This is a genomic window from Enterococcus sp. HMSC076E04, from assembly GCF_001814285.1.
GTDB lineage: Bacteria > Bacillota > Bacilli > Lactobacillales > Enterococcaceae > Enterococcus_B > Enterococcus_B lactis.
Map to the genome: position 1 here is coordinate 1 of NZ_KV815549.1, position 12,262 is coordinate 12,262.

Consider the following 12,262-nt stretch of genomic DNA (forward strand, 5'->3'; position numbering starts at 1 on the left):
TTTTCTATTTACACAAAATATTTTACACTCTCGATTAAACAAAAGAAAAGCTATCCGATTAAATAAAGATATGGATAGCTTCTAACAAATTGCATACTTTCACATGGGCTAAATAAATGATCGTAGACAGTAATTGCTACTTACAGCCCAGTCTTACAGACCCACTTCCGTTTACATAACTCCAAGAACCAGTGAAACTCTTCCCTTTAGTCAAGCAATACAAAACACAAGCCGCAACAATTGTAACAGCAAGTAATAGAAGAATAGCAATTGCAACGGTATACCAAACAACTTGATCTTCTGCCAAATAAATATTTTGACTTGTAATAGTTGGTGCTGAATAATCCATAATAGAATCTCCTTTAATTTTTTTATCATTTCAAAACTACTAATCATTAGAATTTAGTAGTTCTGTAATAATCGTATGTCCGTCACCAAAGAAGGGCAATAAATTGATAATGTGAAACATAAAAATAAAAGCAGGTATTCTTATCCACAAATTATCTGATAAGAAATAGAGTAGAACACCTAAAAAGAAAACAAAAATCGCTCCTGAAAACGTAATGAGGATATTAGATTTTCTATCTAATACTTTTTCTCTAACAATTGACATAGATAAAGTTTTTATTGATAAATACCCGTGATTATGATGAGTGATCTTCCTATATAAAATCAAATGAGTGGTTTCATGAAGTATGATGCTCATTAGCAAAACGAGATAGGAAAAAGCTGGGAATAGAATCCATAAAAACTCTAAACGAATTTCTTGAAAAGATAAGAACAGAAAAAGTAAACATAATAAATTTACTCCACATACGAAAGTAATTATTGGGAAATTCTCTTTTAAAACATGAAAGCACACTTCCAAGAAAATTTTTAACGTTTTTTCATTGTGAATACTATGACTGGTTCGCAAATTTTTTTGAATTTTTTTAATACTACAAGAGATTTTTTCTTTAATAGAGGTTCTTTTAGGAAGTGTATAATTGATAATCCCCCTATTATTTAAGGCTTGTAGAAAAACTACTAGGTCTTTTTTTAAATTTTCTTTTGGCACATCAGGAAATTCTTCTTGAAACCATTGAAATAGTTCTTTCAAACTGATTTTCTTGGTTTCTATTAATTTATTGCAAATTAGTAATCCTATTGAATCTACTATCATTTCCAATTTGGGAATTCTTTTATCAAATATTCTTTGATTTTCTATATAAATCTCCGGATGTATAAAAATATCAAAACTAAAAATTGTGTTATCATTGAAAAAAATCACATTTCTTATCTTTTCATTTATCAAAAAATTTTCTCCTTACCCTTAAAAAATCAGCGAACATCAATGAACCAATCTTTGAATGATTTAAAAAAATAGCAAACATATTTTCACCACCTCTTTGTTTTGTTCTTTGCATGTTTTATTTATGTGTTATTATAGTAGCTAAGAAACAGAAATTTAAATTATGGTCAAAATTTTCACATCATAAAAATTAAAATAACGGAGGAAATATGGAAATTCATAAATTATTGAGAAAACTCCGTGTAGAAAGAGGGCTTTCTCAAAAAGAGTTATCAAAGGGAATAATAACTAGAGAAACTTTTGTGAAATACGAAAATGGCAAAACAAATATTCCATTTTTTGTTTTAATTGAATTACTGGAGAAGATGAATTTAAGTTTAGATGAATTTATTTTTTATTTAGACAAAGATATCCTAAGAGAAAAGAATTGGAGCTTAAAGAAATTAATAAAGAAAATCAGAGAAGACAAATCAATTTCTCAACATATGTTGCAAGCACTTCGAAAAAAAGCCAGAAATACAAATAATATAGTAGATATCAGGAATTATTTAGTTGCTAAGACGATCGGTTGGTATCAATTAGCAGATAGCGAAAGAAAACTAAACAACTCTGATAAAGAATATCTATCCGAGTTAAAAAATTATTTGGAAGCTGTTGATGATTGGGGAAGATTTGAAATGGCAACCTTTACTACTCTTTTATTTGTTTTTGAAACAAATTACATAAACGGTAGATTATCAGACATTGAAAGAAAAATAGAAAAAAATAAAGATTTTGAGATTTTTCATTCCATATTGATTGGTATGTATAACAATGCTTTTTTATTAATGCTCGAACGAAAAGAAACCGTTTTAGCTAAAAAATATTTAGAGAAGATAGCTGATGTTCGTCACAGACTGTTATTTTTTGGAGATACAGGTGTTTACTGTAATTTTTATAAATTACTTTTCGATCATTTAACAGAAGAATCTGGACGAGCAAATGATTTATTAGAATATTTTCAAGGATTAAAAATGATTGGTTCACATAACCTATCTAAACGTTTCAAAGACGACTTAAAGAAATTTGAGCTTATTTACAATATCACACCAATAATTTTTGTAGATTAATCATTGTAGGCAAGTAGTAAAAATGGGAACAATCACTGTGAATTTAAACAATTATGATCTTTATTATGTATGTAGAAAAACGGTGAAACAGCAATAATGAATAAAAAGAAGATATTTAATGACCAAGTAGTAATAGATTCCGTCAAAATAAACAAAAATAAGGAGTTGAAAGGCAATAAATTACACTGAGCTATCAGTTACAGAACTCACTTTTTCTGAGTTAAACTGAGAAATTGGATACTAAAAAGTACTAAAGCTAAAAATTTAGAAGCTTTAGTACTTTTTATTTTCTCTTTATTTCTGTCTTCATATTCCTACCAACTGATACATGAAAAACTGTGACGACGTTTGCTACAATATTTTCAGAAAAAATCAAACCAACTTTGTTTATTGTTCTTTCTATATATCAAATTATCCCCTACCTTATGGAATTTTCAGCCGCTTTTGGTAGAAAATTGGAAAAATCAGGTAGAAATAGGTCGCTTTTTCTCTCTTTAGAAGGTTGATAAATCCCAAGTTTTACTGAGTTTTGCCATCATTTCCGATACATCTTGAATTCTAAGAATAGATCATTATAGATGCCTAGGTATTTCGATCCTAGATCTTCGTAGACTTCAAGATGAGAGATCGTGTCATCAGATGGATAAAATTGTTCGTCCGACGAAATGTCTTTTGGCAATAACGCTTTTGCTTTTTCGTTTGGTGTAGAATAACCAATATACTCTGCATTTTGTGCCGCGTTTTCCGGTTCTAGCATAAAGTTGATGAAATCATAGGCACCTTCTTTATTTTTCGCGGTTTTTGGCATAACGATATTATCAAACCAAAGATTGGACCCTTCTGGTGGGATCACGTAATGTAAATGTTCATTTTCCCACATCATATCGGCAGCTTCGCCAGAAAATGTTACTGCCACGGAAGCTTCTTCATTGATCATGTACATTTTGATCTCATCAGCCACGATTGCTTTGACATTTGGTGTTAGATGATTCAATTTATTTGCTGCTTCTGTCAGCTGTGCCATATTCTTACTATTCAAAGAATAGCCTAAACTATTCAAAGAAAGCCCCATAACTTCTCGTGCACCATCAATCAGCATCAAACTGTCTTTCAATTCCGGCTTCCACAAATCATCCCAATGCTGGATTTGATCTGCATCAAAGAATTTATCATTATATACGATCCCTAAAGTTCCCCAAAAATATGGAATCGAATACTGATTATCTGGATCAAAATCCAAATTTAAAAATCGTGGATCGATATTATTTAATCCTTTGATCTTTGAATGATCTAAGGGTAGCACTAGTTTTTCTTTGATCATTTTTTGGATCATATATTCACTTGGAATAGCGATATCATAGTTTGTTCCACCTTGTTGGATCTTTGTGAACATCGCTTCATTAGAATCAAATGTTTCATAATTTACTTTGTATCCATATTCTTTTTCAAATTTCGTGATCAAACTAGGATCGATATAATCCCCCCAGTTATAGATCGTCAGTACCTTCGCTCCACTCATGCCACTTGTTTTTTCAAGTTGACGTACACCAAGCAGCAGCACCGCAATAATGATGAGAATACCTAAAAACAGAGATTGTAATTTTTTCATCGTAGCCGTGCCACCCCCTCGCGTACTCTTCTGTTTTTCTTCAACCGTTTTGGACGGTTTTCTTTACTAATGAAGTAGTAACCAATGACCAATATCATGGAGAACAAGAAAACTAATGCACTTAGCGCATTGATTTCTAAACTGATTCCTTGTCTTGCACGAGAATAAATCTCTACTGAGAGCGTTGTAAAGCCATTTCCTGTGACGAAAAACGTAACCGCAAAATCATCAAGAGAATAGGTAAATGCCATAAAATACCCAGCTATGATCCCTGGAGAAAGATAAGGCAAAATGATATTTTTGACTACTTGCAAATTATTCGCACCAAGATCTCTAGCCGCATCAACCATTGAATCGTTCATTTCTTGCAATTTTGGCAAGACCATCAAGACGACGATTGGAATGCTGAAAGCAATATGGGAAAGCAATACACTCTGAAAACCTAATCCGAACCCTAGTAGTGTAAAGAAAATCAAGAAACTAGCACCGATAATAACATCAGGAGAGACTAATAAGATGTTATTCATGCTCAACAACGCTGTCCGTGCACGTCGTTTCTTCGTGTAATAGATCCCCATAGCCCCAAATGTCCCGATGATCGTGGCGATCAATGCAGATAAGAAAGCCAACATGAACGTATTCAATACGATAATGATCAAACGAGTATCTTCAAAAACAGCTTCATAATTTTCCCAAGTGAACCCTGTAAAGCTGTTCATCGTTCCTCCTTCATTGAAGGAATAAAAAATCAGATAGAAGATCGGTGCATATAAGAATAAAAAGACGATCCCTAAATAAAGATACGACCATTTAAATTTTTTCATTTATGAGCGACCTCCTTTTTTCTTCTCGCCTGTCAGGAGCATCACGATAAACATAGCAATGATTAAAATCACACCGATCGTAGAACCCATCCCCCAGTTTTGCGTAACCAAGAAATGCTGTTCGATAGCTGTTCCTAAAGTGATCACTCGGTTTCCACCAATCAGACGAGTGAGCATGAATAAAGAAAGAGAAGGAATAAAGACTGCTTGGACGCCGCTTTTCACACCATTTAATGATAATGGAAAAATCACTCGTCGGAAGGTCTCAAAGCTATTCGCTCCTAAATCTCTGCTGGCACTGATCAAAGAAGGATTCATCTCTTCCAATGCATTGAAAATCGGCATAATCATAAATGGAATCTCGATATACGTTGCGACGAACAAGAAACTGAAGTCTGTGAACAATATCTGTTTCGGTCCGATCCCGATAAAATCAAAGAAATGATTCACGCTGCCGTGAACACTGAAAATTCCAATAAATGCGTAAGCTTTAAGCAGCAGATTCACCCATGTAGGCAAAATAATCAACATCAGCCATAATTGCTTGTGCTTCAGTTTTGTTAAAAAATAAGCAGTCGGGTAACTAATGATCAGTGTAAAAAACGTGATCAAAAATGCATACCATACAGAATTGATCGTCATAGAAAGCGATGTCCCCGACGTAAAATAAGATAGATAGTTATTCAGCGTGAATTGCCCATTCATATCAAAAAAAGATTGATAAATGATCATTAATACAGGCGCGATCACGAATAAACCGAGCCACAAAATATAAGGGACGGAATAGATCCTGCGCATTGTTTTCATTCTTGTCCCCCCTATTCTTCGTAACTGTCAAGACGTGCATCGAATTCTTCTTCAGACTCGTTGAAACGCATGACATGGATATCTTCTGGCTCAAAGGCCAATCCTACTTTGCTTCCTTCTTTAGCTTTTTTCGTCGAATGGACCATCCATTCATTTTGCTGTTCATCATAACAGATGATTTCATAATGGACACCACGAAACAGCTGAGTATCGACCGTTACGACTAGCTTTCCTTTATCTGGTGTCGTGATCGTCAAATCCTCTGGGCGTAAAACAACTTCAACTGGCTCATTCGGGCGCATCCCGCCATCGACACATTCAAATTGCTTACCAACAAACTCAACTAGATTATCTTCGATCATCACACCGTCCACGATATTGCTTTCCCCAACAAAATCAGCAACGAAATGATTGATTGGCTCATCATAAATATCTACAGGCGTACCACTTTGGACGATTTTCCCTTTATTCATGACAAAAATCTCATCACTCATCGCCAACGCTTCTTCTTGATCATGAGTCACAAAAATAAACGTGATCCCTAATCGTTGTTGCAGATCCCGCAGTTCATACTGCATATCTGTACGTAGTTTCAAATCAAGCGCCGATAACGGTTCATCTAGTAACAATACTTTAGGTTCGTTCACGATTGCTCGTGCAATCGCTACACGCTGTCTTTGACCACCAGACATTTCACTGATCTCCCGTTTCTCATATCCAGGAAGCTGGACCATACGCAATGCATCTTTTACCTTCTTTTCGATATCAGATTTGGACATTTTTTTGATCTTCAATCCAAAAGCAACGTTATCAAAAACATTCATATGAGGAAAAAGTGCATAATCTTGGAAGACGGTGTTTACTTGTCGCTTATTAGCTGGCAAATCATTCAACCGTTTCCCTTCAAAATAGATGTCCCCTTCTGTAGCTTCAGTGAATCCAGCTATAATACGTAGGATCGTTGTTTTACCACAGCCGGAAGGACCAAGCAGTGTATAAAATTTTCCTTGTTCGATCTCAAAACTTACTTTTTTTAATACTGTTTCATCATCATAGCTTTTCACTACTTGATCAAATGAAATGATTGGTTTCCCCACGTTTTTACCCCCTATATTACAAATATGATTGTGTCGCGACAATCAATACTTTTGTTCGTTTTTTGAGATGATTCCTTAATTGATGTTGTTTTGTCGCTTGATAATAGATCGACTGTCCTGCTTTTGCCACATAGACCGTCTCTCCTAAGCTTAACTCTAATTCCCCTTCTAATACAAAAATAAACGTTTCAGATAATGAAGGTTCAAACGTCTTATATTCTCCTGCACCTTCAAAAGTTAGTAAAACAGGCTCCATTTCTTTTTCATTCGAATCAGCCACCAGCCATTCCAATTCATACCCGTTTTCTTCATCGAAATAAACCGTATGATCTTCTTTTGAATAAACCACTTGCAGATTCGCTGCTTCTTGATGAAAAAATTCTTCTGGAGTGACACCTAAGACTTCAAGAATAGAAAAGAATGTTTCCATTGATGGTGAACTTAAATCTCGTTCCAACTGGGAAATATACCCTTTTGACAAATCTGTGCGTTCGCCTAGTTCTTCTTGTGTCAAATTCTTTTGGATGCGCAAATTTCTTAACTTCTCACCAATTTCCATAATTTCCTCCGTATGAAGTTTTCTAATAGTAAACTTCTGGTTTACTACCACTCGTATTAGTATACGAATTTTATTGCAAAAGGCAACCCTTTTTAACATTTTTTTTGCTGAATATTTCTTTATCTTTTCGAATCATTTCTACTTATTCGATTCTTTCTTTTTTCTGCCTCTTTCACCTAATTTTTGTCTAAATTTAAGGAAGAACCAGAATAAAAAAGTAGGCTTTGTGGTATGATAAAAGAAAATTTTTAAAAGGAGTGTCTCACGAATGAACGCTTTTCGATCTTTTCAGGTAATAAATGAACCTGTTTTCCATACAGCAATCAGTGATCTGCCATTTACTGAATTGGCTGAAAATGAAGTCTTGGTAAAAATTGCCTATTCTGATGTCAATTATAAAGATGCATTGGCAATGAGCGAGTCCGGTCAGGTGATACGAACCTATCCGATGACTCCAGGGATTGATTTATCCGGAACTGTCGTCCAAAGTAAAGATTCACGTTTTTCAGAAGGAGATCTTGTACTTGCTACTGGTTTTGGGCTTGGTGTCACCTATCCAGGCGGTTACAGCCAATACCAAAAAGTACCAGGAGACTGGTTAGTCCCTCTACCGAAAAATATGACACTGCGTCAAGCGATGATTTTTGGTACAGCAGGGTTTACTGCTATGTTGTGTGTGAACGCTTTAATCCGTCAAGGCATAACCTCCAATAAAAAAATTGTCGTTACTGGTGCTTCTGGCGGTGTAGGCAGTGTAGCTGTCGCCCTGTTACATAAACACGGATTCCAGTCAATCATTGCTTTTTCCAGAAAAGAAGAGTCTGTCACATGGCTAAAAAGTTTAGGTGCTTCTCAAGTCGTACGTCCTGATGAATTTCTGCCAGAAACAACAAAAGCTTTAGGAAAACAGCAAATCGATGCTGTCATCGACACAGTAGGTGGTGAGCAACTAAGTAGTCTTCTTCCATTGATCTCTTATAACGGTGTAGCAGCTTTATGCGGCAATGCAGGGGGAATCAAACTAAACACGACCGTTTTGCCTTTTATTCTGCGAAACATCCAATTGATTGGCATCGATTCTGTCAATGTACCTATTGAACAACGTCCTTCTTTATGGCAACAGATGGCAGATTTGCAGATAGCAGATGACTTAGTTGCCCAAGAAGTTACTCTGGAGCAGTTGCCTGAAACAGCAACTAAACTACTTGCTGGGACGCATCAAGGAAGAACACTGGTAAATGTAGGTGACCAAAAATGAAGGTTCTGATCACAGCTGGAGGGACAACTGAAAAAATCGATCAGGTACGTGCTATTACGAATCATTCGACAGGACGATTAGGACAAGCTTTAGCTGATCACTTAGCTGCCAACCCAGATACCACAGTCGATTACGTGACTACGAGACAAGCACTGAAACCGGAAAGACGTTCCAATATAACGATCTATACGATTGAGTCTGCCCAAGACTTGTTTTTGCAATTAGAAGCACTCTCAAAAAAAGAACACTATGATGCAATTATCCACAGTATGGCAGTCAGTGATTTTACTCCTGCTTTTAGTTTTTCAGAAGAACAGTTGGCAAAAAAACTACCCGCTTCTTCAACGCAAGAAGAACTGGCCAATTGGTTTGCAGAAAATGAACAAACAAAGAACTCTGCTTCAAAAATCTCTTCTGACACTGAGCATCTTGTGCTCGTTTTGAAGAAAACGCCAAAAATCATTTCTTATCTGCGTGAATGGCAGCCGAAAGCGAAAATCATTGGTTTCAAACTATTAGTAGATGTACCAAAGGAATCACTTCTTACAGTCGCCAAAAACAGTCTGATAAATAACAAAACTGATTTTATTTTCGCAAATGATTTGACAGAAATCCATGGCGAGACACACCACGGCTATCTCTTATCTAAAGATGGGACAGTGGAAGAAGCACAAAGCAAATCTGAGATTGCTGCATTGATTACTGATAAAATTAGATTGGAGGAATCAAAATGAAAAAGATCTTATTAGGCGTTACCGGAAGTATTTCTGCTTACAAAAGCGCCGATCTTACAAGTCAATTTGTCAAATCAGGTGTCCAAGTAGATGTGATTATGTCTCAAAGCAGCACACATTTTATCACGCCATTAACCTTGCAATCTCTGTCGAAGCGAGCAGTCCATACAGATGTCATGCAAGAATCAAATCCACAGGTGATCAATCATATCGAACTAGCCAAACAAGCTGACTTGTTTCTCATCGCACCTGCTACAGCAAACATTATCGGCAAGCTAGCAAACGGCATTGCAGACGATCTCCTTTCAACAGTCGCAATGGCGCTTCCGGAGGGAACACCAAAACTGATTGCCCCTGCCATGAACACGAATATGTATCAAAACTCGATCACTCAGCGTAATCTGGAAACATTGAGATCTGTCGGCTATCAGGAAATCGAACCAAAAGAATCTCTTTTAGCTTGCGGAGATTTTGGAAAAGGTGCTTTAGCTGATATTCAGACGATCATCGAACAGGTCATGCTGACTCTTAACGAAAGAAATGCTTAGTGAAAAAGGAGTACTTATGAAAAATACAAAAAATTTTACTTTGACTGCGATGTTTTTAGCTATTTTGATTTTATTAGCTGTTACGCCTCTAGGGTTTATTCCTATTGGCCCAATAAATGCAACAACCATGCATATACCTGTAATCATTGCTTCGATCGTTTTAGGACCAAGACTAGGTGCTTTTCTTGGCGGTACATTTGGACTGATCAGTATGATTCGAAGTACGGTTATCCAAACACCTTTGTCTTTTGTCTTTTCTCCGTTCATCCCAGTCATCGGAACTGAACATGGAAGCTGGAAAGCCTTGTTGATCGCGTTTATCCCTCGGATCTTGATTGGTGTTGTTCCTTATTTCGTTTATAATGGTCTGCGTAAACTGATGAAACAAAAAGCAGATACCGTCTCTTTATTCTTAGCAGGACTTGCCGGCTCATTGACCAATACGATTTTAGTGATGAATATGATCTACTTTTTATTCCAGCAAGATTACGCCAAAGTCATCGGGACAAATTTAAATGCTGTTTATTCAGCTATTCTTGCAGTTATTTTTACAAGTGGCGTACCTGAAGGAATCGTCGCTGGTCTTGCGACTGCAGCAGTATGCAATGTCTTGTTAAGATACTTCAAGCGCCCTTCTCTTCATCACTGATAGTCATCGTAGCCGATGTCTGATTTTTTTTTCTTTTGGTGTTACTATTAAATAGTAAGATTTGACGTCGAAAGGATGATCCAAATGAAAATTTTTGTTGTAGGTGCAAACGGACAGATTGGCCGACACCTGATAAAAGATCTAGCTTCAAGTCCCCACGAAATTTTTGCTGGGGTAAGAGATGTCGCTTCCCAGACATTAGTGAAAAAAGAGAATGTTTCGTATGTCTCTTTTGATTTGACTTGGTCCGTGGAAAAAATGGCTGAAGCATTCAAAGGTATCGATGTATTGATTTTTGCTGCCGGTTCTCAAGGAAAGAATCTTCTGCAAGTAGACTTGGATGGTGCAATCAAAACAGTTATCGCAGCTGAAAATGCGCATGTCTCTCGTTATCTGATGGTCAGTGCTGTTTATGCAGATGAACCAGCAAAATGGCCTGAGTCCATGACAGATTATTATATTACTAAACATTATGCAGATGAATGGCTGAAACGAACTAACTTAGATTTTGTCATTCTTCAACCAGTCACATTGACGAACGATGAAGAAGTCACCTCCATTCAATTGACTAAGCCTAATGAAAAAGCAGCCAAAACGATTTCTCGTTCTACAGTTGCTGCTGTACTTGCCGCTCTTGTGGAAGAAACGGATATTTCCCGTACGACTCTAGTACTTTCTGAAGGTAGCAAAGAGTTGAATACAGCATTCCAAGAATGGGCAAAGGAGGAATAGATCCATGCGTGCCATTTCAATCAAGCATCCTGGTTCTGTAGATGTATTAGAACAAATAGAAGTGCCTGTTCCTGAACCAAAACAAGGCGAATTATTGATCAAAGTCCATACAGCAGCGGTCAATCGAACAGATATCATGAAAAGAGAATCAGTCTCTTTAAAACCTCCCTATCCTATTTTGGGTGTCGAAGTAGCTGGAGAGGTAGTTGAGAATAAAAGTGATATCTCCACTTTTACTCCTGGGACAAAAGTGTACGGATTAGTCAATCTAGGTGGTTATGCTGAATATGCTGTGATGCCTGCCGATCGAGCAATCCTTCTCCCTGATACGTTAGATTATGTTTCTGCTGCTGGAATCTCAGAAGTTTTTCTGACTGCTTATCAAACACTTTATTGGCTTGGAAAATTACAAGAAGGCGAAACTGTTTTGATCCACGCAGGAGCAAGTGGTGTTGGAACAGCAGCGATCCAATTAGCTAGACAACTTTCTCACGCGAAAATCATCGTTACTGCAGGATCAGAAGAAAAGCTCGCCTTTTGTAAAGAACTCGGTGCAGATGAATTGATCAACTATAAAAAACAAGATTTTCAAGAAGAGGTAAGAAAGATCACTGATGGTCGAGGAGTCGATGTTATCTTGGATTTCATCGGCGCTTCTTACTGGGAAAAGAACTTAGCTTCTATAGCCGTTGATGGCCGCTGGGTCTTGATTGGTATGCTTGGCGGAACCATTGTGTCTGAGATAGACCTTGGTGTATTGATTGGGAAACGCGTCCAACTTCTTGGTACATTATTGACACCTAGAAGTGATCAGTATAAAGCAGAGCTCGCACAAACTTTTATGGAAAAAGCGGGACCTTTTCTAGAAAATGGCAAGATTCGGCCAATCATTGACCGTACATTCCAATTCAGCGAAGTCAAACAAGCGCATGAATATATGGAAGCAAACAAAAACATCGGAAAAATCATTTTGAAGATAGCTGAATAAAACCATGCTGATCAAAAAAGAGACTGGGACAGAAGCGTTTAACTCCAAGAAATAAGA

14 protein-coding genes are annotated in these 12,262 nt (G+C 36.7%); 7 read left to right on the plus strand and 7 right to left on the minus strand.

Annotation, left to right across the window (positions count from 1 at the left end):
- Positions 1-136: 136 nt before the first annotated feature.
- Positions 137-349 carry a hypothetical protein gene (locus HMPREF2961_RS00005; protein WP_002308423.1) on the minus strand — a complete coding sequence of 71 codons (213 nt, stop codon included), beginning with the start codon at positions 347-349 and terminating at the stop codon, positions 137-139.
- A gap of 39 nt (positions 350-388) precedes the next feature.
- The gene (locus tag HMPREF2961_RS00010) at positions 389-1,294 is read right to left on the minus strand and encodes a PqqD family peptide modification chaperone (RefSeq protein WP_070703583.1); all 906 of its coding nucleotides are present in this window, start codon (positions 1,292-1,294) and stop codon (positions 389-391) included.
- A gap of 206 nt (positions 1,295-1,500) precedes the next feature.
- On the opposite strand from HMPREF2961_RS00010, the gene HMPREF2961_RS00015 reads away from it, so the two are divergent.
- On the plus strand, positions 1,501-2,400 hold the full coding sequence (locus HMPREF2961_RS00015) for a helix-turn-helix domain-containing protein (protein WP_002308420.1): 900 nt from the start codon (positions 1,501-1,503) through the stop codon (positions 2,398-2,400).
- 535 nt (positions 2,401-2,935) lie between these two features.
- Here HMPREF2961_RS00015 and HMPREF2961_RS00020 read toward each other — a convergent pair.
- The 5 genes from HMPREF2961_RS00020 to HMPREF2961_RS00040 are packed head-to-tail and all read right to left on the minus strand — an operon-like array spanning position 2,936 to position 7,296.
- Positions 2,936-4,009, minus strand: a complete 1,074-nt coding sequence (locus tag HMPREF2961_RS00020; RefSeq protein ID WP_024635601.1) for an ABC transporter substrate-binding protein — start codon at positions 4,007-4,009, stop codon at positions 2,936-2,938.
- Entirely contained in the window at positions 4,006-4,833 is an 828-nt protein-coding gene (locus HMPREF2961_RS00025; RefSeq protein WP_002308417.1) for an ABC transporter permease, read from the minus strand. Before HMPREF2961_RS00025 ends, HMPREF2961_RS00020 begins: the two co-directional genes overlap by 4 nt.
- Positions 4,834-5,640: an ABC transporter permease gene (locus tag HMPREF2961_RS00030; RefSeq protein WP_002287038.1), complete on the minus strand. Its 807-nt coding sequence runs from the start codon at positions 5,638-5,640 to the stop codon at positions 4,834-4,836.
- Positions 5,641-5,651: 11 nt separating this feature from the next.
- A complete protein-coding gene (locus HMPREF2961_RS00035; protein WP_002320231.1) occupies positions 5,652-6,737 on the minus strand; it encodes an ABC transporter ATP-binding protein in 1,086 nt (361 codons plus the stop codon).
- A gap of 16 nt (positions 6,738-6,753) precedes the next feature.
- Positions 6,754-7,296, minus strand: a complete 543-nt coding sequence (locus HMPREF2961_RS00040) for a helix-turn-helix domain-containing protein (RefSeq protein ID WP_002287040.1) — start codon at positions 7,294-7,296, stop codon at positions 6,754-6,756.
- Between the two features lie 268 nt (positions 7,297-7,564).
- Between HMPREF2961_RS00040 and HMPREF2961_RS00045 the strand changes: the two genes are divergently transcribed.
- From HMPREF2961_RS00045 to HMPREF2961_RS00070, 6 genes are all read left to right on the plus strand, one after another.
- Entirely contained in the window at positions 7,565-8,554 is a 990-nt protein-coding gene (locus tag HMPREF2961_RS00045; RefSeq protein WP_070703585.1) for an oxidoreductase, read from the plus strand.
- Complete coding sequence (locus HMPREF2961_RS00050) at positions 8,551-9,288, plus strand: phosphopantothenate--cysteine ligase (RefSeq protein ID WP_002334893.1); 738 nt, start codon at positions 8,551-8,553, stop codon at positions 9,286-9,288. The genes HMPREF2961_RS00045 and HMPREF2961_RS00050 overlap by 4 nt, the downstream gene beginning before the upstream one ends.
- The gene (gene coaC, locus HMPREF2961_RS00055; RefSeq protein WP_070703587.1) at positions 9,285-9,836 is read left to right on the plus strand and encodes a phosphopantothenoylcysteine decarboxylase; all 552 of its coding nucleotides are present in this window, start codon (positions 9,285-9,287) and stop codon (positions 9,834-9,836) included. The genes HMPREF2961_RS00050 and coaC overlap by 4 nt, the downstream gene beginning before the upstream one ends.
- A gap of 16 nt (positions 9,837-9,852) precedes the next feature.
- A complete protein-coding gene (locus HMPREF2961_RS00060; RefSeq protein WP_002308409.1) occupies positions 9,853-10,485 on the plus strand; it encodes an ECF transporter S component in 633 nt (210 codons plus the stop codon).
- 84 nt (positions 10,486-10,569) lie between these two features.
- Positions 10,570-11,217, plus strand: coding sequence for an SDR family oxidoreductase (locus tag HMPREF2961_RS00065; protein WP_002334895.1), 648 nt, complete (start codon positions 10,570-10,572; stop codon positions 11,215-11,217).
- Positions 11,218-11,221: 4 nt separating this feature from the next.
- Positions 11,222-12,205 (plus strand): NAD(P)H-quinone oxidoreductase, encoded by a 984-nt coding sequence (locus tag HMPREF2961_RS00070; RefSeq protein ID WP_070703589.1) that lies wholly within the window; start codon positions 11,222-11,224, stop codon positions 12,203-12,205.
- Positions 12,206-12,262 lie beyond the last annotated feature (57 nt).